This is a genomic window from Chitinophaga sp. Ak27 (genome assembly GCF_012726295.1).
Taxonomy (GTDB): domain Bacteria; phylum Bacteroidota; class Bacteroidia; order Chitinophagales; family Chitinophagaceae; genus Chitinophaga.
Genome location: NZ_JABAOB010000008.1, coordinates 340,150 through 364,729 on the forward strand (window position 1 = coordinate 340,150; position 24,580 = coordinate 364,729).

The window sequence follows — 24,580 nt, forward strand, 5'->3', positions numbered from 1 at the left end:
TAAACAGACGCCCGGAAAAACCAGGGAAATGCTTTCTTTGAGGAAGTCTTTAAGCGTGATTTTTACACTTAAATAATGCGTCGCTAAATCCATGTTATGAAAGTCTGCCAGCTACTTTCCCTGCTATGTTTATTATTGCTCGCCGGTGTTTGCAGGGCATCCACAGCTGATACCGCAGGAGTATTCACCAACCCGCTGTTGGGGAGTGGTCCTGATCCCTGGGTGATACAACATAAGGGGTATTATTATTACCTGCATACCACCGGGCATAACCTGGTAATCCGTAAAACCGCGCGGATGTCTGAACTGGGCAGGGCGCCGGAAATGGTAGTATGGACGCCGCCCCGTAAAGGACCGAATGTGCGGGATGTATGGGCGCCGGAACTGCACCGGCTCGACAACAAATGGTATTTGTATTATACCGCGGGATCTTCAGACAGTATTCATCCCCAGCACACTTTTGTATTGGAGAATACGGCGGAAGATCCTACCACCGGTACCTGGACAGACCGGGGACAAATAAAAGATACTGCCGCCGATTATTTTGCGATAGATGGAACAGTGTTTACATATCAACGCCAGCGTTATTTTATCTGGAGCGGGCATAACGGTAAAGACAATGTACAGCGCCTCTATATTGCCCGCATGTCCAACCCCTGGACCCTGGTATCGCCCCGGGTGGAAATAGCGGCTCCCAAGTATGCCTGGGAGCAGAACGGGGTAAATGAAGGCCCGGAAATATTAAGGAATAACCGGGGAGATGTATTCCTGGTATTTTCTGCCTGTGGGTGCTGGACAGAAAATTATACGTTGGGTATCATGACCCTGAAAAAAAATGCAGATCCTTTACAACCCGGCAACTGGACCAAATCGGCTGAACCTGTGCTGAAAAGCAAACCGGAAAATGGCGCTTTCGCGCCAGGGCACAACGGCTTTTTTAAATCAGTGGACGGGCGTGAAGACTGGATTATTTATCATGCCAATTCAAAAGCAGGACAAGGCTGCGGAGGTGCCCGGAATCCGCGTATCCAACAGATTAGCTGGCGCCCGGATGGACGCCCTGATTTTGGGGAACCCGTGAAAATAAATACACCACTAAAAAGACCTTCCGGAGAATAAAATCACTATAAGTATACATATGAAAAAGACGTACCTATTTTTTGCGCTGGCATTAGGATTGGGGTGGAACGCCGCCAACGCACAGCAGGAATGGAAAATGGTGGCTGGTAAAATTGCTACGCCCTGGAGTGAAAAGGTATCACCTGCCGCTACCTTGCCGGAATATCCACGTCCGCAGCTGGTAAGAGGCAACTGGAAAAATCTGAATGGCCTGTGGAATTATGCTATCCAACCAAAAGGAAAGGAAAAACCTGCCACCTGGGATGGAAAGATACTGGTGCCTTTTGCCGTGGAATCGGCTTTATCAGGCGTAGGCCGCAACGTAGGTAAAGACAACGAACTTTGGTATAATACCTCGCTTACGTTACCCGGCACCATGCAGGGAAAGAAGATATTATTGCATTTTGGCGCATCCGACTGGCGTACTACCGTATACGTGAACGGACAGGAAGCAGGTCAGCACGAAGGTGGCTTTGATCCATTCACACTGGATATCACCTCCCTGGTTAAAAAAGGCAAACAAGACATCGTAGTGCGGGTATGGGACCCCACCAACGAAGGTCCGCAGCCGAGAGGTAAACAGGTGGTAAAACCCGAAGGCATCTGGTATACGCCTGTAACCGGTATCTGGCAAACCGTATGGATAGAAGCCGTAGCAGATACTTATATTGCCGGCACCCGCCAAACACCGGATATTGATCAGCAAACGCTTACCGTAACACCCAATGTGGCCAATGCAAAAGCCGGTGATGTAGTAACAGTAGCCGCTTTCGACGGCGCCAATAAAGTAGCCGAGCAAGTGATCAGTGGCGACAATGCCATATTGAAAATTGCGTCGCCCAAATTGTGGTCACCGGAATCACCTTTCCTGTACGATCTCAAACTAACGATAACGCGTAAAGGAAAAGTAATAGACGAAGTAAAAAGTTATTTCGCCATGCGCAAATCTTCTATTGGTAAAGATGCCAATGGTATCCAGCGCATGTTGCTGAACAACCGCTTTGTATTCCAGTTTGGCCCGCTGGACCAGGGCTGGTGGCCCGACGGCTTGTATACCGCACCTACAGACGAAGCCCTGAAATACGATATCGTACAAACGAAAGCCATGGGCTTTAACATGATCCGTAAACATATCAAAGTAGAACCTGCCCGCTGGTATTATTACTGCGATCAGTTAGGTATGCTGGTATGGCAGGATATGCCCAGTGGCGACCTGGGTAATGGCTGGGAGCCACGTCCCGGTATCATCGATCGCGCTACCGATCAGCATCGCTCACCCGAATCGGAAGGCTACTACCGGAAAGAATGGAATGCTATTATCGATCACTTATACAACTACCCGTCTATCATAGTATGGACGCCATTCAACGAAGCATGGGGCCAGTTTAAAACGATGGACATCGCCCAGTGGACTATGCAGAAAGATCCTTCCCGCCTCGTGAATACTGCCAGCGGTGGTAACTTCTATCCCGTAGGACCTATCATCGACCTGCATAACTATCCGGAGCCAGCCATGCCGGATCCGGCTGTTTATGGCGACAAGCGCGCTATCGTGCTGGGAGAATTCGGAGGACTGGGATTGCCGGTAGATGGGCATGTTTGGCAACAAAAAGATAACTGGGGATACCAGAGCTTTAAGAATGCCAACGACCTGTTTAAACGCTACAGCGGATTTACGGATCGCCTGGAAACACTGATTAAACAGGGATTGTCGGCTGCTGTATATACACAGACTACCGATGTAGAAGTCGAGATTAACGGTTTAATGACCTACGACCGTAAAGTGCAGAAGGTACCGGTAGAACAACTGAAACAAGTACATCAGAAATTATATAATCCAGCACTGGTAACCTTAAAACCCTGATAATGGAACAACGAAAGAAGTTTGGTTTATTGATTCTTTCTGTTTTTTCTGTGGGAATAACAACGGCGGATGCATCGCATCCGCCGGTTACCAGTGCAGACACCTCGTCGTTTGTAGCACCTGTATATCAGCCGTTACCACTGGGTGCTATTAGGCCTCAGGGATGGTTACGGCATCAGCTGCAAATCATGCGTGACGGCACCACTGGCCACCTGGATGAAGTCTACAATAAGGTGAAGCAAGACAATGGCTGGCTGGGTGGAAAAGGCGATGGTTGGGAAGAAACGCCTTACTGGCTCGATGGCGCCGTTCCCCTGGCTTACCTGCTGGATGATAAAGCCCTGCAACAGAAAGCAAAAAGATATATTGACTGGACCCTGCAACACCAACGGCCTTCCGGCTATTTCGGCCCGGTTACTAATGTAGAGCGGTCTGGTAATGTAACCATCAATTTGGATAATGCCGACCAGGGCGAAGACTGGTGGCCGAAGATGGTGATGCTAAAGGTTTTGCAACAGTATTATACGGCGACAAATGATACCCGCGTTTTATCTTTTATGACGCGGTACTTTAATTACCAGTTACAAGCCCTGAAAAAATGTCCGTTGGGTAAATGGACTGAATGGGCCACTTCCCGGGGAGCGGAGAATGTGATGATAGCACAATGGCTGTATGGGATCACCAAAGATAAGCAGTTGCTGGAGCTGTCCAACCTGCTGCAATCACAGGCATTTGCCTGGAGCGATTGGCTGGGCAACCGCAGCTGGGTGATAGACGCTGCTGCACAACAGAACGATCAGTACTGGATGCGCCGCCACGGCGTAAATGTAGGAATGGGCCTCAAGGCGCCAGCGCTGGATTATCAGCGTACCGGCAACAAGAAATACCTGGAGGATCTGCACACGGGTTTCGCCGACCTGATGCACCTGCATGGACTGCCCATGGGTATTTTTTCTGCTGATGAGGACCTGCACGGTAACGCCCCTACGCAGGGAACGGAGCTATGCGCCATCGTAGAATCTATGTTCTCACTGGAAGAAATTATTAGTATCACCGGCGATCCTGTTTATATGGATGCCCTGGAGCGCATGACCTTTAATGCCCTGCCTACGCAAACCACCGACGACTACAACAATAAGCAGTATTTCCAGATGGCCAACCAGGTCAATATCAAAAGGGGCGTATTTAATTTTTCCCTGCCGTTTGACCGGGAAATGAATAATGTGCTGGGCATGAAAAGCGGCTATACCTGCTGCCTGGCTAATATGCACCAGGGCTGGACGAAATTCGCTTCGCACCTCTGGTACAGCACTGCCGGCAATGGCCTGGCTGCACTTACTTACAGTCCCAATGAAGTAACGGCTAAAGTAGGAAAAACAAATACCGCTGTAACGATTAAAGAAGTAACTGCCTACCCGTTTGAAGAGCAGGTGCGTTTCGACCTGGCAATGTCACAGGCGGTATCATTTCCTTTGCAGCTGCGCATCCCTGCCTGGTGTGAAGCAGCGGTGGTGATAATCAACGGCGAGAAAGTGCGCAGTGAAAAAGGTGGCCAGGTAATCACCCTGGAGCGCAACTGGCGTAATGGCGACCAGGTGACCCTGCAACTGCCTATGCAGCTGCGTACCTCCAACTGGGGACGAAACTCACGTACCATCGAACGAGGACCTGTCGTATATGCGTTGAAGTTAGGAGAACGCTGGGAAAAAGGACATGATGATGCGGAAGGTGATTATTTCAGTGTATATCCGGCCGGCGACTGGAACTATGGACTCCCGGAAAAAATTATTCAATCACCCGCACAATACCTGAAGATAACGCAGGTGCAACCGGTAACTGACCAGTTTGTCTGGAACCTGGAGCATGCCCCTGTAACAATTACCACCACCGGGAAAAAAATCCCGGAATGGAAGCTGGTAGATGATGTAGCGCCACAACCCGTAACAGATAGAAATGGTATTTATAAAGGCCGTGTAAACGAACAGGAAGAAACCATCAGCCTGGTACCATATGGATGTACCAAGGTAAGAATCGTAGCATTTCCCGTTGTAAAGTAATTGCAAGATCAACCAAAACTGACAGTTATGAAAAACTGATAAACCAATAAACCACACAAAAATAATGTTATGAAAAAGCGATTACGTATCCGCATCCCAATGCGGAATGTAATACTGGCTGGGCTATGCCCGCTACTGTCGGTATTACTGCTCTTCTGCGCCCTTACGGGCCACGCTGCTCCGGCAGATATCATTGTTTCAGGTAAAGTAACAGATGACAAGGACATGGCCCTGGTCGGCGTTACGGTAAGCGTGAAAGGCACCTCCAAAGGGACTTCCACCGATGCCAACGGCGCTTTCAGTTTGTCGGTGCCCGACAAAAATGCCATACTGGTATTTTCCTATGTGGGTTACGTTAAACAGGAAATGCCCGCAGGCGACAAAAATGTACAGCATGTAAAACTGGAAACAGATAGTAAAGGATTGGGAGAAGTGATTGTGGTAGGTTATGGTACCCAGAAAAAAGAATCGGTGACAGGCGCCATTTCCGGCGTTACCAGCAAAGACCTGGAACGGGTGCATGCCTCCACGGTGAGCGCTACGCTGGCAGGTAAAATACCCGGCGTGAGTTTTCGGATGCCCGATGGCCGCCCTGGCGCCGCCGCCAATATCCAGGTGCGTAACTTCGGAAACGTATTGTATGTGATTGATGGAATCCAGAAGGATGCCGGCCAATTTAACAACATCTCCCCCAACGATATTGAAAGTATTTCTGTGCTGAAAGATGCTTCTGCAGCTATATATGGAGTAAGAGCGGCCAATGGCGTAGTAGTGGTTACCACTAAAAGAGGAAAGGCCGGCAGCAATACGATTAACGTAGACGCCTATACGGGATGGCAAAACTGGTCGCGCTTCCCCAAAACAGTAAATGCCTATGAGTGGATGCTGGCCAAAGCCGATGCAGAGATGAATGCGGAAAATCCGCATACCGATATTACCCAGGCAGAACTGGATAAGTGGAAAGCCGGCACAGAAAAGGGGTATCGCAGCTTCGACTGGTATGATTTCATCATCAAGAAAAATGCCCCCCAATATTCTGTTAACGTAAATGCCACCGGGGGAACGGAAAATATTAACTACTATCTGTCCGTTACCCGCCTGGATCAGAAATCAGTGTTGGGAAGAGAGTTTGATTTCAACCGTACCAACATACAAAGTAATGTGGATGCCAAGGTAGCCAAACGGATAAAAGTAGGCGTACAGATCAATGGGCGTATTGAAGAAAGGGATAATCCCGGCGTACCTGGCGGTGATGATTACTGGGCGCCCCGTTTTGCCTTATTCCGCAACCGCCCTACAGAACGGCCCTATGCCAACGATAACCCGCTTTACCCGAACGACATCGGTCATAATACGGAGAACTGGGCGGTGCAAACCAAAGCCATCTCCGGCTACTGGACCGAAGACTGGCGGGTACTGCAAACCAACTTCAATGCGTCGTATGAAACACCCATCAAAGGACTGACGCTGAAAGGCATGTACTCGTACTATTTTGCAGACAGGCTGATGAACGGTCACGAATATACGTACGATACCTATACGTATCAGCCGCAAACAGATACCTACCTCCGCACCGGCGGAAGCTCCAATCCATGGCGGGAGAGAGGTACGCATAAGGTATTGGAAAATGTAGTGCAGGGACAAATTAACTATAATAATACTTTCGGCCGGCACACGATCGGCGCTACCGTGGTATCTGAGCGCATCAAGCGCCGTGAGCTGGATGTATGGGTACACGCCGTACCCAAGAGCAACCTGTTGCCATTGCTGCAGTTTTCCGATATGGACACCTATGACGACAAAGACTGGAGCGAAGCACGCGTGGGTTACATAGGCCGTTTCACCTACGCTTTCAGCGATAAATATTTCCTGGAACTCGCCGGCCGTTATGATGGTTCCTGGAAGTTTTCACCGGATAAAAGATGGGGCTTCTTCCCTTCTATTTCTGCCGGATGGCGGCTAACAGAGGAGCAGTTCTTCAAACGCTGGATGGGCGGCAGTTCCGTATTAACAGAGCTGAAACTCCGCGCTTCCTATGGTGAGCTGGGAGATGATGATATTGGTATCGGTGCATACGACTATATGCCGGGTTATACCTACGGGACTTCTACCGTGATACTGGATGGCACCGTGATCAGGGGTTCCCGCGATAAAGGGGTACCTAATAACCGCCTGTCGTGGTTTGTAAGTAAGATCGCGGATATAGGCATAGACTACCAGTTGTGGAATGGTAAAGTATATGGCTCGATCGATTGGTTTAACCGTAAGCGTTCCGGGCTGCGTGGCCGCAAGTACGATGTACTGGTGCCCAGTGAAATTGGCTACAACCTGCCGGATGAAAACGTAAACAGCGATGCCCAGAAGGGGGGCGAGTTTTCCATTGCATACACTTCCAATATCCGGAAAGTAAATTTTGTAGTAGGTGGTAACGTGTCTTATTCCAGGAGCCGTTTCCTGGAGTCCTATAAGCCTGTGTGGGGCAACTCCTGGGATCATTACCGGAATTCCCAGGAAAACAGGTGGAGCAATATTTTCTGGGGATATGAGGCCATCGGGCAGTTCCAGTCTCAGGAAGAAATCAACAAGTATCCTGTTAATGTAGATGGCCAGGGAAATAAAACCCTGTTGCCCGGCGATATTATTTACAAAGATGTGAATGGCGATAATGTGATCGACGACCGGGACATGCGCCCCATTGGTTATCAAACCACCGGTAACCCTACCGTTAACTTCGGTTTTAACCTGGGCGTAAGATGGAATGGTTTCGACTTTGCGGCCGATTTCTCCGGCGGCGCGATGTATTCCTACAACCAGAACTGGGAAATGCGCTGGCCTTTCCAAAATGGTGGTAACCTGCTCCGTCAGTTCTACGACGATCGCTGGCACCGCGAAGATCCTTTTGATGTGAACAGCAAATGGATCCCGGGAAAGAACCCTCCATTGCGGTTTAACCGGGGCGACCACAGCAACTACAACAAACCGTCTACTTTCTGGCTGCACAATGTACGTTATGTGAGGTTAAGAACGCTGGAGCTGGGATATACACTGCCACAGGATTTACTGGACAGGGTGAAAATCAAGAAGACCAGGGTGTATGTGAATACTTATAACCTGTTTTCAATAGACAATGTGAAATCCCTGGGTATAGAGCCTGAGATTGCAGACGAAAACGGGTTGCAGTATCCGCAGAATAAGTTGATCAACGTGGGTCTGAATCTTACTTTCTAAGTAATAAATAAAATGAGTTATGAAAAAGAGTTTGCTATATATAGGACTGGTCGCACTCACATTAAATGTAGGGTGCAATAAGGATAAAGAATTCCTGAACGTACCGCCCACAGATGTATTGCAGGATGAGCAGTTATGGAATGATGAAGGGCTGATATTGTCAGTGCTGGCTGATTTATACGATCGTTATCCCGATCGCCAGACCGATTATAATAACACTCCTATCCCTTCCATGGTAACCCAAACCATTGATAACTGGGCGGAGTTTGCCCGTTTTGATGAAGCGTTCGCATCTGAAAATGGCCAGTACTGGAGGCATGGAGCCAGTGAGTATGACTATGTGTTTCCCGGTATGATGGTAAAGGACCGGGGCGAGATTACCTATTGGGATTATGCTTATATCCGTGAGCTGAATACTTTTATCGCTAAATGTGCTACCTCTGTAAAGTTGAAGCAGGACGTAAAAGACCGCTTCATTGCGGAAGCACGGTACCTGAGAGCGGTGGTGTATTTCGAAGAAGTGAAGAGGCTGGGTGGCGTGCCGTTGATCCTGGAGCCGTTGCAGTATGATTATAAGGGAGATCCGGCCTACCTGCAACATGCGAGGGCAAAGGAGTCTGATATTTATGATTTTGTACTTAGCGAGATGGATACCATCAAGAAATATGTTCCGTCCAGCCCGGTCAGCAAAACGCGGGTAACAGTAGGCCTGGCGCTGGCAACCAAAGCCAGGGCTGCCCTGTATGCGGCCTCCATTGCCAAGTATGGCGCCACCACACCGGAAGTGTCGCTGCCTGGCGGTGAAGTAGGTATTCCCGCTGCCAAAGCAAATGGCTACTATACGATTGCCCTGAAAACAGCCCAGGAGTTGATCAACAGTGGTAGCTACTCGCTGTATAAGAAGAACAGCGATAACCTGACACAGAACTTTGTCAGTCTCTTTATAGACAAAGGTTCTAACCCGGAAGTAATTTTTGCAAAGGATTACAAGCTGCAAAGTGGCAGGGTACAGGGTTGGACTCTCTGGAGCCAGCCCCGCTCCAATGCAGAGGAGCAACAGGGTGGGCGCCTCAATCCTTCGCTTAACCTGGTGCAGTCGTTCGAACTGCTGGATAATACTTTTGCACCGTTGCCCATCAATGCTCCCGGCGGTGGCTATGTGTATTACGGCGACCCGCAGGACCTGTTTGCCAATAGAGATCCACGTTTAGCCGCTACAGTTATACTGCCCGGGTCATCGTTTAAAGACAAGCCGGTGGATATCTGGGCAGGGTACATCCGTAATAATGGCAGCATCGTAACCGGGGATAATTTCGGTGCAAAAGGTAAGCTGGAGCCTAACGGACCAGATGTGCAGGTGGTAGGATATGATGGCCCGGTAAACAACCTGGAGTTCAGCGCGCAGTCTGGTTTCATTGTCAGGAAATATATGGATCCTACCGTAGGTTCGGGTCGTATCGGTACCCAGAGCGAGGTGTGGTGGATCCGTTACCGGTATGCAGAAGTATTGCTGAATGCGGCAGAAGCGGCGTTTGAACTGGGACAGGCAGACGTTGCCGCCGGTTATATCAACCAGGTGAGAGAAAGGGCTGGATTTACCATCCCACTTACACCCGGCGATATTACCTTCGGCCGGATTGTACATGAAAGGAAAGTAGAGCTGGCCTTTGAAGGGCATGAGTTCTGGGATATGAAACGCTGGCGCCTGGCCCATAAAGTATGGAACGGTGAAAGCGTACCGCTTACTACCAACCCCGGCGATCCGGAAGCTGTAAGTACCCGCGTATTTGCGTTATGGCCATATAAAGTGTATGATCCGGGAGGCCCGAATAATGGGAAATATATCTTTAAACAAGTGCTGCCCGGTGCGGTTACTTCTGCTCACAAGTTCCGGATCGGGAATTACTACAGCTCCATAGGCGATGACATTCGTAGTAATAATCCTAAAATAGTAAAGAATCCTAACCAGTAAAACAAATAACGATGAAGATAATAGTTAGAAGTATACTGTTTGTGGCGTTGGTAGCAGGTGTCGCTTCCTGTAAGAAAGATAACTACCCGGCGCCGGCCAGCACCTTCAGTGGGAGACTGGTATACCAGGGGGAACCCGTGAATGTGAGCTATAACGATGTGTATTTTGAACTATGGGAGCCCGGCTGGGGAAAAAGTACAGCGATAAATGTGAATGTAAGCCAGGATGGCAGTTTTTCAGCATTACTGTTTAATGCCAGTTACAAATTGGTTATTCCGGCTTCGCAAGGGCCGTTCCGCTCTTTAACCGATAAAGGAACAGGTACAGATACCATGCTGCTGAATGTTTCCGGCAATATAAAACAGGATATAGAAGTAATGCCTTATTATATGATCCGTACGCCCAAATTCGCCAACACCGGTCGTTCGCTGTCCGCCACCTTCCGCATTGATAAGATTATTACTGATGCCAACGCCCGGAACGTGGAAAAAGTAGCGCTCTATGTTTGTAAAAATCAGTTTGTAGATGGACGTAATAGCATCAAAACCGTGGAAAAATCAGGCTCGGCTATCACAGACCCTACTAATGTAAGCCTGCAGCTAGATATCCCGGATGTGGTGCCTGCGCAGAAGTCAGTATTTGCCCGTATCGGGTTAAAAGTAGCGGGAGTAGAAGACATGATTTTTTCAGGTGTGCAGGAAATAGTTTTGTAGTAAGCATAAAGCAGAAAGCGTAAAGCAGAAAGCTATTGTCACGTATGATCTTGGCGAATTAAAAATCGCTCCGGGCATTCGCTACAATAGCTTTCTGCTTTACGCTTTCTGCTTTATGCTTGCTGCAATTGTTTCATGCAGGATTTCTATCAGTCTCTTCACTGCTTTCGAAGGCGATTTTTTATAGGTAAGCATAAATACCTCCACATCCGGCAGGGAAGGCAGTCCGGAAGCGCCGTTGAGTACGGAGCATCCTGCCGGAAGACCCATGGCCGTGCGGATGGTAATGCCCAGTCCTGCCTGCGCAGCCGCCCACATACCGGCGAGGCTGCCGCTGGTGAGGGCAGGCCGCCAGGAGCGGTTTATTTTTTCGAGGGCATTGAGTCCTATTTTGCGGAAGAAGCAGGGTGCTTCAAATAAGAGCAGGGGAAGAGGATCTTGCCGGGTGATAGTGCTATGTTGACTGCTGCCAATCCATCGGACGGGGAGCGAACCAATGGGGATGGCATTTTCCGGTATTGTTTTTCCGAAAGAAATAATCACATCCAGCTTTCCACTTTCCAGTTGTTGAGCCAGGGGAGCCTGCCTATCGATGGTCACTTCGATTTCCATATGGGGGTGTACGGCCGCAAAGCGCGCCAGTACAGTAGGTAATCCACTCTCTGCAAAGTCGGCCGGTATGCCCAGCCGTACTTTGCCGGCAATCTGTGTAGCGCTGAGGGCGGCCACAGCCTGCTGGTTGATATCGAGCAATTGCCTGGCATAGCCGAGCAGCAGGTCGCCGCTGGCTGTTAATTGCCAGCCCCGGCCCTGTTTAATAAACAGCTGGTGCCCCGTCATTTCCTCCAGTCGCTGCATTTGCAGGCTTACGGCCGATTGGGAGCGGGCTACCTGGTCGGCGGCTCTGGCAAAACTATTCAGATCAACTGCCAGCACAAATGTGCGCAACAAATCTAGGTCCAGCAGGTCGGTGGTCATAGTTTGATTTTATTAAAGTATTTGGTTAAATGTTTCAATATTGCAAATGTATGAAAGCTACGTAAGTTTGTAATGAAATCATTTTCTCATGAAGAAATTACTATCAGCCATGGCTATATTATCAGCAGGCGCGACTGCAGCACAAACAGCGCCGGTGCGTAAGCAGCTATTGCAGCAAGACTTACCCGCTTTCAGCATAGAAGAAGTAAGGATGGACCAGATCACCCTGGCGCCGGGGCAGGGCGCTCCCGTGCATCATCATCCAGGCGAAGTATACGGCTATATTGTATCGGGCGAAATTACCTACCAGCCTGCCGGGGCGACTGCCGTCGTGTTACATGCCGGCGATGCCTTCCGTGAAGTAGCGGGACAAGAGATTACACAATTTAAAAATGCACATGCCGATCAACCGGCTTCTTTTGTAGCTGTTTACCTGTTGAAAAAAGGTCAGCCGCCTATCATCATTAAAAAGTAATATATGCCTTTCGTACAGATCTATCTGGGCGCCCATCTCTCCCCGGCTAACAAAAAAGATATTTCCATGGCCATACACCAAGGCCTCATGGCGCATTTCCTCATCCCGGAAAAAGATTATTTCCAGGTGATTCACGTAATGCAGCCAGAAGATTTGTTGTATCCCGATAGCTATTTTGATGTGCCTCATTCGAACAACCTTATTTATATACGCATTACTGCCCGTTCAGGCAGAACCGTGGAAATGAAGCAGGCGCTGTATAAAACTATCGCCAGCCGTATTGCGGCTACTACGCCGGTGAGTGAAAATGATGTGGTGATTATATTAGTGGAGAACGAATTACCCGATTGGTCATTTGGAAAAGGAGTGGCACAGATGGTAGGGAAATAATGGTATACGCTGTGAGGATGCCCGTATCCTCACAGCGTATGCGGTTATTTTTTGTAGTGTAGTTCCAACACGCCGCTGCTATATGGTTTGGCTGCTGTAAACTGGAAAACCTTTTCCATCGGAATACCGCCGAAAGCAGGAATGCCATCGCCTAATACAATTGGAATAACATGGAGGATCATTTCATCAATAAGATTTTCTGCCAACAATGCCCCATTCAGCTGTCCGCCGCCCGCCAGCCATATATCCTTACCCGTTCCGGCTTTTAGCTCCCGTACAAAGTCGATGATATTTTCGCTGACAAATGTTACATAGGGTGCGGTGGTGAGGCTGCGATCTCTCGTAAAAACATAATTGGTTTTTTCTGTGTACGGAAAATCGCCCATCGCCAAAATGTCTTTATAGGTAGTATGACCAATCAACGTGGTATCGATCGTTGCAAAGAAATCTGCATAACCATAATCGGTACCTTCCGGATTAGGAAACCCCAGCAGCCAGTCGATTTTTCCTGCTTTGTCGGCCACAAATCCATCCAGGCTCATCGCCGTGTAAACTTTTACTTGCTTCATCTTTTTTTTACAAAGGTGAGGATAAGCGAGGGTTTAAAATTGTACAAAATTTCCTTTTATCGATGCTGAAAAATCACATTGATAAATTATCGTATAAAATAATAGTGTGATAAAAAATATCTGTTAAGATTCAAGCGGGGCGTTTGTTTAGATGGTAATTTCGGCACTTTATCAGCAAAAGCTGATGGTGATTGTTTGTCTAACCCGGTCGAATGGTAAATAACCCTGCTGCTTACAGCGGGGTTTTTTTATGAGAGGAAAATGGTATTGGGCATCTTGTCGTGTACCTGTTGCTGCTTCACTGCCTTCCGGAATGCAGAGGGCGTAATACCTGCAAATGTTTTAAATACCCGGATAAAATGTGCCTGGTCATAAAATCCATTATCATAGGCAATATCCGTCAGCGGCCTGTTGGGATATGCGGCTATCTGTGCTACTGCGGTATTTACCAGCCCGAGGTGCGTATATTTTTTGGGCGCCATTCCCAGTATGGTATTACAGGTATGGATATATTTTTTGGAAGAAATCAGTTTATCTGAAATGTTGGATTTAATATGCCCTTTTTGCAGCGTGAATGGTGTTTGCAGGGCCATCACTTCTTCGGGAATTGATTGAGGCCGCGCCTTTTTGAGCAGGAATTTTTCCATGATCAGCAGTTTGTCTGCCGGTGTTAGCGCGGTGTCCAGCTCCTGTAACAAGGTAAGCGCGGATGCGCCCCAGATATCGGGCAAGGAGAGTGGGCGTTCCTGAAGGGTGGCGGCCGACAGGCCACATAAACGGTACAGCCCAAAAGGTTTCAACATGATGCCCAGGGCCTTATATTTTCCCTGCGCATGAGTAGTAATGGGCCCTGGCAATACAGCCGATGCCATCCCCTGTTGGTCATAACGTAGTTGTTGCTGCGGACCAGTAACGGCAAAATGATCACCGAAATTGATGATCAGTTCCTGGTGTAGAAAAGGGATGGTATAGCAATGCAGTTTAATAGCCGGTGCCTCATGATACCAAAGGTAGTCTATGGCTTCTATGAGTTCATTTCGCGGTGTGTGTATGTATGCATCCATCGGGGCAAAGATACGATTTGTCGATCGCATGGCGAGGGTAGTAAATTAATCAGTAAATTGGGCCTTAATTGCCTGGCATGGAAACCGTTACAAAGGAAAGAATATTACCCCGCTGGCAGCTGTTGCTGCTGTCTTTCAAGGATGCATATCAATCGCTCCAGGCAAATGATCCGTTGAGGATGGCGGGCGCAACAGCCTTTTTTACCACTTTTGCCTTGCCTGCTATCCTTATTATCATTATCCAATTACTGCGGGTGATATTCCGGATCCAGCATCCGGGGAAACGGTTGATGGCACAGCTGGAGGGCATGTTTGGCGTGGAAACAACAGAAGCCATCCTGCAAACGTTGCAGGCATTCCGGAGCATTGCGCAAAACTGGATCATTGCTATTGCAGGATTTCTTTTTTTGCTCTTTGTCGCTACCACTTTGTTTAAGATAATAAAAGGTTCGCTTAATGAGTTGTGGCGGGTGCGTCCTTCGCAGAAAGTAGGCTTTGGCCGTATAATGTTATCCCGCCTGAAAGGGGCGCTGGTGATTGTTTTTGCAGGTATCCTGTTTATCATCGACCTGGTTGCTGAAACAGCCAGGACCTTCCTGGGAAAGTATATAGATGAATATATACCGGCACTGGGCATTTACTACAATAGTGCCCTGAACTATGTGATATCGGTGCTGGTGGTGATGATCTGGTTTTTCCTGGTATTCTATTTTCTGCCCGATGGCCGTCCACGTTGGAGAGTAGGTCTCACCGGCGCTTTTGTAACGAGTATTTTATTCAACATAGGCAAAGCGGTATTGAAAGTGATGCTCACATATAGCAGTATCAATAGTATTTACGGTGCTTCCGCATCAATTGTGCTGTTATTGCTGTTTATGTTTTATTCTTCCCTGATATTTTATTTCGGCGCTTGTTTTACGGATGCCTGGGGGGCCCGTACTGCGCGTCCTGTTGTGCCGTTGCATTACGCCAACCGGTATGCGCTGACAGATACGGCTGAATAGGCCCCCGGGCGACTGGCATAAGAGCTATACAGAATTCGCAATTATTAAGCGCGAATTCGCAATCCTTTTGATGACTGTTTTTTTTGTATATTTTGTAAGACATGAACTGCAAGATATATTCCACATTACAAGCAGCCTTGTTGCTGGGCGCACTCACCTTATCCGCACAATCTGATGTTACCGTTCGTTTCGATGAACCCGCCAGCCATTTTACGGCCTCTTCTCCTTTGGGAAATGGGCGTATGGGGGCCATGGTATTTGGTAATACCAACAGGGAGAGAATTGTACTCAATGAAATTTCCATGTGGTCCGGCGGCATACAGGACGCCGACAGTAAAGAAGCGGGTCAGTACCTGCACCAGATCCGGCAGTTACTGCTGGAAGGAAAAAATATTGAAGCCCAGAAAATGCTGCAGCAATATTTTATCTGCGCTGGTCCCGGCTCTGGTAGCGGTAATGGCGCCAATGTGAAGTTTGGTTGTTATCAAACCCTGGGCGATTTATTTATCCAGTGGAAGGATACGGTATCCGCAGTGAGTGATTATCAGCGCACACTAAAACTGGACAGCGCAATTAATACCCTTACCTGGAAAAAGGCCGGCGTTACTTATAAAGAAGAAGTGCTGGTATCCGCGCCGCAGCAGGTGATTGCCATCCGGCTGGTAGCCGATAAGCCCGGGAGCCTGTCTTTCAGCACAGGCTTATATCGCCGGGAACGTGCCAGCATACGCCTGGTAAATGGTGCACTGGAAATGACCGGCACCCTGAATGGCGGCAACGATGACCCAGGGGTACAATATGCGGCCGTGCTGAAGGTGATTTCCAAAGGTGGTACCCGCACGCAAACTAATGAGCAGGTAACGGTCAACGGCGCCGATGAATGTATCCTGCTGGTGGATGCCCATACCAATATGAACTGGCCTAACGTGGAAAAACCGGGACCGGCGCCGCTGCCGGTTACGGTGAAGGATGTCGCCAAAGCCGCTAGCATGGCGTGGCCTGCGTTGCTGCAGTCGCATGTAAAAGATTATTCCGCATTGTTTAACCGTTGCCAGGTAACATTTACTGACAATAGCAACAACGAGGTAAAAGACCTGTCGACCGTAGCCCGCTTACAGCGCCTGCAACAGAACGAGAAAGACGCCTCCCTGATGTCGTTGTATTTCAACTTTGGCCGCTACCTGTTAATCAGCTCTTCCCGTAAAGGGGGGATGCCTGCCAATTTACAGGGCCTGTGGGCGGAAGAATACCAGACTCCCTGGAATGGCGATTACCATCTCGATATTAACGTAGAAATGAACTACTGGCCGGCAGAAGTAACTAACTTGTCGGATTGCCACCAGCCACTGTTTACGCTGACGAAGCAGATGGCCGACTATGGCCGTCGCACGGCACGCCGCTACTACAATGCCAAAGGTTGGGTAGCGCATGTGATTGCTAACCCCTGGGGCTATACGTCGCCGGGCGAAGGTGCGGGCTGGGGATCTACGGCCAACGGAGGCGCCTGGGTGGCTACCCATCTCTGGAAACATTACCAGTACACAAACGACAAACAGTTCCTGAAAGAAGCATACCCGATACTGAAAGGCGTAGGGGAGTTTTACAGGGATGTGCTTATTACAGAGCCTTCCCATCACTGGCTGGTAACAGCGCCTTCCAATTCTCCCGAAAATACTTATGTACTGCCAGATGGCCGTACCGGCGAAACCTGTATGGGACCTACTATGGACATGCAGATTTGCCGCGATGTGTTGGGAGCCGCAGTAGCGTCGGCCCGCATCCTGCAAACAGATAAGGCTTGGGCCGACAGCCTGCAACACATCGTATCGCGCCTGGCGCCGAACCAGATCAGTCCCACTACGGGAGGCGTACAGGAATGGCTGCAGGACTATAAGGAAGCCGACCCGCACCACCGCCACGTATCACCGTTATACGGCCTGTATCCTTACGATGAAATTACGCCCTGGGATACGCCGGAAATGGCGGCCGCAGCGAAAAGAACATTGCAAACAAGAGGCGACGCCGGAACCGGGTGGTCCCGCGCCTGGAAAGTGGCCTTCTGGGCCCGCCTCGGCGATGGGAATCATGCCTATAAAATGCTGAAAGAGCTATGGGCGCCCGCCGCTGCCGGTAGCGAAATAAAAATGAATTCCGGCGCAGGCACCTATGCTAACCTGTTTTGTGCCCACCCGCCTTTCCAGATAGATGGTAATTTTGGCGCCACTGCAGGTATCGCAGAAATGCTGCTGCAAAGCCATGGTGTGCATAACATTATCCGCTTCCTGCCAGCACTGCCGTCAGATGAACAGTTTGCCGCCGGTAAAGTGAAAGGCCTGAAAGCCGTGAATGGTTTTGTGGTGGATTTTACCTGGCAACACCAACAGGTACAATCGGTTAATGTGTTTTCCGGTACCGGCGCACCTTGCCGGTTATTACTGCCCGCATCGGCAGTGGTAAAGGATCGTAGCGGTGCTGTAGTGCCTCATCAGTACAAAGACGGTGTGCTGTATTTTAACACAACAAAAGGAATGAGCTACGGGATTAGCATAAAGCAGAGCGCATAAAGCGAAAAGGTATTTTAACGAATGATTAAAACGTATATTTAAGCATTCGTTAAAATAGCTTTTTGCTTTAAGCCTTCAGCTTTAAAAAATATGGAAGACCTGAAACAAGTGGCTGCCAGGGCAGCATTAGATTTTATAAAACCCGGGCAGGTAATAGGTATAGGTGCAGGTAGCACCATGGCGCACCTGGTAAATTACCTGAAAGAAGACACCACCCTGTGGAAGCATATTACTACGGTTACTTCGTCCTTTAATACCCGGCAGCTCCTGCTGGAAAATGGTTTTGCGGTAAAACCAATTAATGAGGTATCCCGACTGGATATTTACTTTGATGGCTGTGATCAGTTTGACCAGCATCTCAACGCCTTGAAAAGTGGCGGTGGTATACATACCCATGAAAAGTTGTTGGCAGCCATGGCGGATAAGTTTATCCTGGTAGGAGACGGCAGCAAATACGTAGCCCAGCTGTATACTACATTCCCGGTAGTGATAGAACTGATACCGGAATCCCTGCCATTTGTGACGCAGCGGATACGTGATTTGTTTTCACTGGCCAACCCGGTGCTCCGCCTTAGTAATAAAAAAGATGGCGCCGTGATTACAGAAAACGGTAACCTGCTCATTGATATCTGGTTCCGTTCTTTCCCGCCATTAGATAGCCTAAACCAGCGTTTAAAAGACATTCCTGGTATACTCGAAACATCCCTTTTTTACCAGATGGCCCATGTTGCCGTCATAGCGGGAAAGAATGGAGTGGACATTATCCGCAGGGATCCCACTTACTTAATCTGAAACTCCCAGGTGCCTGCACCTACCTGGCAGCGCGCTCCTTTAGGAGTAGTTACGGTGCTTACCAGCTTGTTTTGCTGATATATTTTTTGTTGGGGAGAGAGATGAAAGAATATGTCTCCATGGCTGTTGGCAGGTATAGTAACGGTATAGCTAATCACCTTCCCATTTCTTTTCCAGCTGGAAACAATGCGGCCATAGGGACTTTCATGGCTGGCTTCAAAATGATCCAGTCCATCTACAAACTGCGGCGATAGCAGGATGTTCCTGAATCCGGGTGCTGTTTCGTCTGGTTTAATGCCGGCAATACCTTTATACAACCAGGCGCCAATTTCTCCAAACATGATATGGTTGCGCGACAGGTCGGATGCCGCGTGTATGTCCCAGTTTTCGTATAGGGTGGTAGCGCCGTTCATGATCCACCATCCCCAGGAAGGAAAGGTGCGTTGTGCAGCCAGCTTATAGGCCACATCGGCATAGCCGTTTTCACTGAGTGCATTCAGGATGCTTTTGGTGCCCAGCAGGCCTACATCGAGGTGAAAGTGATCATCGGCTACACGTTGCGCTAATTGCGCGGCCACCTTGCTTTTCATGGCGTCAGGCACTAGTCCCCAGTAAAGCGCGGCGCTTTGCTCTGTTTGTACGCCATCGCCGTAAATGCCGGTATCGGTGTGCAGATATTTGCCGTTAAAAGCAGATTTTATTTTATCAGCCAAAGCCTGGTAGCGGGTGTAGTCGGCTGTTTTGCCAAAGAGTTTGGCGGCCTTGGCAAGTATTAGCGCATCAGCATAATAGTAGGCGGTGGAAGTAAATTCCACAGGCGTTTTTGACTTTACGGGCACCCAGTCGCCCAATCCCCAAGTGGTGAGGCCGGAGGGACTGATATCGGTGATATGATCTACATAACGGCGCATCGATTCATAGGAGGCCGACAGCAGCGTAGTATCGCCATAAAAAAGATAGATATTCCATGGAATAATGGCGATGGTGCTGGTCCAGTCGGGACCGTTACCCCATTCGTAACCCCAGCCGCCGGTGGGAACGATAGAAGGCAGCACGCCGTTGGGTTGTTGTTCATCGCGGTGGTCGGCCAGCCATTTTTCATAGATGGTAATGCCGTCGAAGTTATAGAGACCGGTTTCTATGGCAATTTGTGCGTCGCCGGTCCAGCCATTTTTTTCCCGTTGCGGGCAATCGGTCGGATAGCCGAATAAGTTAGAGAGATAGGCGTTATTAGTGGCCCACCACAATTTATTGATCATGGTATCGCTGCCATTTACCCGGCCTGCTGGCGGTACATCACTGTGCATGAAGTAACCGGTAACGCTTTCTTTGGTCAGTTTTACCGGCTGGCTGCTGCTCACTTCCACATATTGAAATCCTTTGTAGTTGAAATGCGGCATAAAGGTTTCTTCGCCTTTACCATTCAGTGTATAGATATCTGTTTGAAAAGGATCGGTATTATCGGTAGGGCGGTAATGTACGACGATGTTGGAGAGATCGACGAATCCATTTTTATCCAGTTGTTCGCCGTGTTTCAGCTTGAGTACCGTACCTGGTGCGCCGCTTACGCGTATCTTACTCACGCCAGCAATATTCCTGCCCAGGTCAAATACCCAAGTACTGTCGTTCATTTGCTGCATGCTGGCGGCCGGAATCTCCTCTACGTTGGTAATGGGATAGAGTTGCTGCGACACAATGTTTTTGGATGGCGCTGCCCGGAAGATCACGTCGTGCCATTGCTGGTCGTTGAACGAGGGTGTGTTCCATCCCGCTTGTTCGAGGCGGGCATCATAATGTTCGGCAGTATAAATGCTATTGAATACGATGGGGCCGGTGGCTGTTTTCCAGTCCTTGCCTGTGGCGATAGTAGCGGTGGTGCCATCGGTATAGGTAATGCGCAAATCCATGCAGAAAGTGGGCCTTCCGCGCCAGGGGGCTTCATGGAAGTTCCATACGGCAGTGGACTGGTGATTATACCATCCGTTGCCCAGCGTTACGCCGATGGCATTTTGCCCCGGTTGCAGGAGAGAGGTGACGTCGTAGGTTACGTAGAGTGTGCGGCGGTCGAAGCGGGTGTACATAGGATCGAGGCGGTGGTTGCCAGCCTTTTGCCCGTTGATGTACAGTTCGTACAGTCCTGCTACAGCGATGTAGGCCCTGGCCGATTGAATCGTTTTACTGGCCGTAAAAACTTTCCGGAAGTTGGGTGCCGGCTTGGTATGTATGTTACTGCCATCGCTGATCCAGGCGCCTTTCCAGTTGCTGCTGCTGATCATGCCGGTTTCAAACCAGGAGCGCGCGGCGGGCGATTTCTTTCCGTCTTTGTCCCACACTTCCACGCTCCAGTAGTAGCGGGTAAATGGCTGCAGGGCAGGTCCGGCATAAGCGGTTAGTATATCGGCTTTATTCATTTTACCGGAAGTCCAGATGGGATGTGCATCAAGGGCGGCGGAGTCGGTGCTCACTTTTACCAGGTAAGCAGTTTGTTGCGCTTCCATGCGGCTATCGGACAGTTGCCACGACAGGCGGGGATGTGCGGCATCTATACCGAGCGGCGTAAACAGGTGTTCGCATTGCAACCGGGTGGCAATGCAGGGTGGCTGCGGGTTGGCGGCCGCTATCGAAAATGATAGTACAGCAATAAGTATTCTTAAGGAGTGCCTGAGTGTGGAATGCATGTGCTACGATAATTTAATTCATCTGATGACCAACAAGATAGCATATGATGCTCTTTTTTTTAAAATTTATATGAAAGATAGATCGATCTGTCTATTTTTTTCCTATCTTTGTAATATGAATAAGAAGATAAGCGATCCAAAGCAACGTTTATTGGAAACTGCCAGCGGGTTATTTTACCGGCAGGGCTATCATGCTACAGGCATTAACCAGGTGATAGCAGAGGCGGGGGTAGCCAGGGCCAGTTTATACCTGCACTACGAATCGAAAGAATCATTGTTGCTGGCTTTCCTGCAGCAGCGCCATACCGACTGGATGGAAGGATTGAAAACGTTTACCGGAAAAGCATCTAAGCCGCGGGAAAAGATACTGGCAGCATTCGATTACCTGCTGGACAATAATGAGCGGGAAGACTTTAGGGGATGTGCTTTTCTGAATATATTATCAGAAACGACCGGCCAGGATACCGCCATATTACGTGTTATCCAGGATCATAAGAAAGATGTGCGTGCTTTCCTGGCCGATATTCTTACCAAAGAAAAACAGCTGGTGCAGGATCATGTGTACCTGTTGTTCGAATCCGCTATTGTGGAAAGTCAGCTATACCGGAACCAGTGGCCGGTACAGGAGGCGAAGAAAATGGTGAGCGGGTTATTGTAAGTCGCTACCGGCAAAAGATGCGCAGCATCTTTTTTTTAAACTATATAAATAGACAGATCGATCTATCTGTATTTGATCACAAAAAAAATATACATTATGGAAAAGAGATTTCCTTTGCCTCCGTTCACGGAAGAAACTGCCCGTCAGAAAGTACAAATGGCCGAAGATGCCTGGAACAGTAAAGACCCGCAACGAGTATCGCTGGCCTACTCTGTTGATACCGAATGGCGTAACCGCGATCAGTTTGTCCGCGGCCGGGAAGAAGTGGTACAATTCCTCTCAAAGAAGTGGGAACGGGAGCTCGACTACCGCCTGAAAAAGCAACTCTGGAGTTTTACGGGCAACCGCATTGCGGTAAGCTTTGAGTACGAATGGCATAACCAGGCCGGGCACTGGTTCCGGTCGTACGGCAACGAATTATGGGAATTTGATGAGAACGGACTGATGCAGCGCAGACTGGCTTCTATTAATGATGTGGCGATTAATAGCAGTGAACGTCGACTGGCCGGAAAAGAAAGCTGACCTTCCTATGCCCCTGGGTGTTTGAATTTTGTAACTTTGTGACATGAAAACAGAGACCTTACAGGAATTTTACCAGCATAAATTCAATGCGGTACCCGACCGCCTGCAACAGGACCTGGGTCATTTCAACGTATTCAGGCTGGAAGACTGTATCGTAAACGGAACCGTTACCGTCAAATATAGTCGCCGCGATTTTTATAAAGTCAGCCTGGTACGTGGACATAACCTCTATCATTACGCCGATAAAACTACAGAAATGAATGGCAGCGCCCTGATCTTTTGCAACCCGCAGATACCTTACGCCTGGGAGTCGCTGTCGGGCGAGAGCAATGGCTATTTCTGTATATTTAAGGAGTCTTTTTTTACCGGTGTTATGAGAGGCAATATCCATGAATTACCGATGATGGCGCCCGGGGGCATTCCTTCCTATCTTTTAAACAAAGAACAAGACAAAGAAGTATCGCAGTTGTTTGAGAAGATGTTGGGGGAAATTAACGGCGACTATGTATTAAAATACGACCTGTTGCGAAATTACCTCACAGAGATCATGCATTACGCATTGAAAATGCAGCCTTCAGAATTTGTGTACCAGCATACCGATGCCAAAACCCGTATCACATCGGTATTTAATGAGCTGCTGGAACGACAGTTCCCAATTGAATCGCCGGGCCAACGATTTGTGATGAGATCCGCCAACGACTTTGCGAAACAATTGTCGGTTCATGTTAATCACCTGAACCGGGCGATACGCGATACCACCGGTAAAACCACCTCCGCACACATTGCGGAGCGGCTCACCTCCGAAGCCAAGGCCCTGCTGAAGCATACCGATTGGAACATATCGGAAATTAGCTATGCCCTGGGATTTGAGGAACCCGCACACTTCAACAACTTCTTTAAGAAACATACCCAGCTCACCCCGGGTGCTTTCAGGGGTGTTTGAATTTTGCAATGATTGGTTTGAACCGCGTAACAACCGGTATCCGTTCCTGTTTTAGTTTTGTGTTGTCAAAAAACACACAAGATTATGAACAACACTTCCGTTTGGTTTGTTACTGGCGCCTCTAAAGGATTAGGTCGCTCATTCGTACAACAATTACTCAGTCAGGGATATAAAGTAGCGGCAACTTCCCGCAGTATCGGCGATCTTCGCGCTATATCTGCTGATCCTAATTTCCTCCCGCTGTCGGTGGACCTGAAAAGCGAGCGCAGTATACAACAGGCTGTTGATGCCACTATCCAACAGTTTGGCCGTATTGATGTACTGGTGAATAATGCTGGTTACGGACAGGTAGGTAGCGTAGAAGAATTGTCTGATGCAGAGGTTCGCGCCAGCTTCGATGTCAATGTATTTGGGCTGCTCAATGTTACCCGGGCGGTATTGCCGCATATGAGAGCGCAACAATCCGGTCATATTTTCAACATTTCTTCTATCGCTGGCTTTACAGGGGCCTTCCCTGGTTTCGGTATCTACTGCGCTACCAAATTTGCGGTAGATGGCTTGTCTGAGTCACTGTCTACAGAAGTAAAACCTTTCGGTATCCAGGTAACAATTGTATCACCCGGGTATTTCAGAACTGACTTCCTTGCTTCCAGCTCACTGGGTGTGCCTGCTCAACCACTGGCTGCTTATGAAAACGTGCGCGCCGCCCAGGATGCACACCAGCACCAGATTAATGGCAACCAGGCAGGTGACCCTGAAAAAGCAGTAGCCGCAGTCATTAAGATAGCCGGCGATGCCCAGGCGCCCCTGCACCTGTTCCTCGGTGAAGATGCCTACAATATGGCTTTCCAGAAAATGGAGGTAATCACCGCCGACCTGGAACAGTGGAAAGAAGTGACCATCGCTACCGCTATTGAAGCCTAATTTTAGAGCAGAAAGCAGAAAGCGTAAAGCAAAAAGCTATTGTGGCGAATGACCGATGCGATTTTT

The 24,580-nt window shown here is 48.9% G+C and carries 19 protein-coding genes; 15 read left to right on the forward strand and 4 right to left on the reverse strand.

The window, feature by feature from the left end; all coding sequences use genetic code 11:
- Window positions 1-96: 96 nt before the first annotated feature.
- The 6 genes from HGH90_RS25335 to HGH90_RS25360 all read left to right on the forward strand — a co-directional run bounded on the left by HGH90_RS25335 (window position 97) and on the right by HGH90_RS25360 (window position 10,953).
- A complete protein-coding gene (locus HGH90_RS25335; protein WP_168766505.1) occupies window positions 97-1,119 on the forward strand; it encodes a family 43 glycosylhydrolase in 1,023 nt (340 codons plus the stop codon).
- 19 nt (window positions 1,120-1,138) lie between these two features.
- Complete coding sequence (locus HGH90_RS25340; protein ID WP_168766506.1) at window positions 1,139-2,983, forward strand: glycoside hydrolase family 2 protein; 1,845 nt, start codon at window positions 1,139-1,141, stop codon at window positions 2,981-2,983.
- Window positions 2,984-2,985: 2 nt separating this feature from the next.
- Entirely contained in the window at window positions 2,986-5,040 is a 2,055-nt protein-coding gene (locus HGH90_RS25345; RefSeq protein ID WP_169192147.1) for a beta-L-arabinofuranosidase domain-containing protein, read from the forward strand.
- 69 nt (window positions 5,041-5,109) lie between these two features.
- The gene (locus HGH90_RS25350; RefSeq protein WP_169192148.1) at window positions 5,110-8,268 is read left to right on the forward strand and encodes a SusC/RagA family TonB-linked outer membrane protein; all 3,159 of its coding nucleotides are present in this window, start codon (window positions 5,110-5,112) and stop codon (window positions 8,266-8,268) included.
- A gap of 19 nt (window positions 8,269-8,287) precedes the next feature.
- Window positions 8,288-10,240: a RagB/SusD family nutrient uptake outer membrane protein gene (locus tag HGH90_RS25355; protein WP_169192149.1), complete on the forward strand. Its 1,953-nt coding sequence runs from the start codon at window positions 8,288-8,290 to the stop codon at window positions 10,238-10,240.
- An 11-nt stretch (window positions 10,241-10,251) separates the two neighbouring features.
- A complete protein-coding gene (locus HGH90_RS25360) occupies window positions 10,252-10,953 on the forward strand; it encodes a DUF3823 domain-containing protein (RefSeq protein ID WP_168766509.1) in 702 nt (233 codons plus the stop codon).
- Window positions 10,954-11,052: 99 nt separating this feature from the next.
- Here the strand turns inward: HGH90_RS25360 and HGH90_RS25365 are convergent, their stop codons facing one another.
- Window positions 11,053-11,931, reverse strand: a complete 879-nt coding sequence (locus tag HGH90_RS25365; RefSeq protein ID WP_169192150.1) for a LysR substrate-binding domain-containing protein — start codon at window positions 11,929-11,931, stop codon at window positions 11,053-11,055.
- An 88-nt stretch (window positions 11,932-12,019) separates the two neighbouring features.
- Here HGH90_RS25365 and HGH90_RS25370 point away from each other — a divergent pair, with 88 nt between their 5' ends.
- Together HGH90_RS25370 and HGH90_RS25375 are read left to right on the forward strand one after the other, a co-directional pair.
- The gene (locus HGH90_RS25370) at window positions 12,020-12,406 is read left to right on the forward strand and encodes a cupin domain-containing protein (protein ID WP_168766511.1); all 387 of its coding nucleotides are present in this window, start codon (window positions 12,020-12,022) and stop codon (window positions 12,404-12,406) included.
- Between the two features lie 3 nt (window positions 12,407-12,409).
- Window positions 12,410-12,796, forward strand: coding sequence for a tautomerase family protein (locus HGH90_RS25375; RefSeq protein WP_168766512.1), 387 nt, complete (start codon window positions 12,410-12,412; stop codon window positions 12,794-12,796).
- A gap of 44 nt (window positions 12,797-12,840) precedes the next feature.
- On the opposite strand, the gene HGH90_RS25380 is transcribed toward HGH90_RS25375, so the two are convergent.
- Window positions 12,841-13,365, reverse strand: a complete 525-nt coding sequence (locus HGH90_RS25380; protein WP_169192151.1) for a dihydrofolate reductase family protein — start codon at window positions 13,363-13,365, stop codon at window positions 12,841-12,843.
- 248 nt (window positions 13,366-13,613) lie between these two features.
- Entirely contained in the window at window positions 13,614-14,459 is an 846-nt protein-coding gene (locus tag HGH90_RS25385) for an AraC family transcriptional regulator (RefSeq protein WP_169192152.1), read from the reverse strand.
- Between the two features lie 47 nt (window positions 14,460-14,506).
- On the opposite strand from HGH90_RS25385, the gene HGH90_RS25390 reads away from it, so the two are divergent.
- The 3 genes from HGH90_RS25390 to rpiA all read left to right on the forward strand — a co-directional run bounded on the left by HGH90_RS25390 (window position 14,507) and on the right by rpiA (window position 18,789).
- A complete protein-coding gene (locus HGH90_RS25390; protein ID WP_168766515.1) occupies window positions 14,507-15,433 on the forward strand; it encodes a YihY/virulence factor BrkB family protein in 927 nt (308 codons plus the stop codon).
- Window positions 15,434-15,534: 101 nt separating this feature from the next.
- Window positions 15,535-17,997 carry a glycosyl hydrolase family 95 catalytic domain-containing protein gene (locus tag HGH90_RS25395; RefSeq protein WP_169192153.1) on the forward strand — a complete coding sequence of 821 codons (2,463 nt, stop codon included), beginning with the start codon at window positions 15,535-15,537 and terminating at the stop codon, window positions 17,995-17,997.
- Between the two features lie 90 nt (window positions 17,998-18,087).
- Window positions 18,088-18,789 carry a ribose 5-phosphate isomerase A gene (gene rpiA, locus HGH90_RS25400; protein WP_168766517.1) on the forward strand — a complete coding sequence of 234 codons (702 nt, stop codon included), beginning with the start codon at window positions 18,088-18,090 and terminating at the stop codon, window positions 18,787-18,789.
- Here rpiA and HGH90_RS25405 read toward each other — a convergent pair.
- A complete protein-coding gene (locus HGH90_RS25405; RefSeq protein WP_169192154.1) occupies window positions 18,777-21,467 on the reverse strand; it encodes an alpha-L-rhamnosidase in 2,691 nt (896 codons plus the stop codon). The two genes, rpiA and HGH90_RS25405, sit on opposite strands and share 13 nt — an antisense overlap.
- A gap of 115 nt (window positions 21,468-21,582) precedes the next feature.
- On the opposite strand from HGH90_RS25405, the gene HGH90_RS25410 reads away from it, so the two are divergent.
- The 4 genes from HGH90_RS25410 (at window position 21,583) to HGH90_RS25425 (ending at window position 24,514) form a co-directional block, all read left to right on the forward strand.
- Window positions 21,583-22,125 carry a TetR/AcrR family transcriptional regulator gene (locus HGH90_RS25410; protein ID WP_169192155.1) on the forward strand — a complete coding sequence of 181 codons (543 nt, stop codon included), beginning with the start codon at window positions 21,583-21,585 and terminating at the stop codon, window positions 22,123-22,125.
- 96 nt (window positions 22,126-22,221) lie between these two features.
- Window positions 22,222-22,647, forward strand: coding sequence for a nuclear transport factor 2 family protein (locus HGH90_RS25415; protein ID WP_168766520.1), 426 nt, complete (start codon window positions 22,222-22,224; stop codon window positions 22,645-22,647).
- A gap of 43 nt (window positions 22,648-22,690) precedes the next feature.
- Window positions 22,691-23,590 carry a helix-turn-helix domain-containing protein gene (locus HGH90_RS25420; protein WP_169192156.1) on the forward strand — a complete coding sequence of 300 codons (900 nt, stop codon included), beginning with the start codon at window positions 22,691-22,693 and terminating at the stop codon, window positions 23,588-23,590.
- An 84-nt stretch (window positions 23,591-23,674) separates the two neighbouring features.
- Complete coding sequence (locus HGH90_RS25425; RefSeq protein WP_168766522.1) at window positions 23,675-24,514, forward strand: oxidoreductase; 840 nt, start codon at window positions 23,675-23,677, stop codon at window positions 24,512-24,514.
- Window positions 24,515-24,580 lie beyond the last annotated feature (66 nt).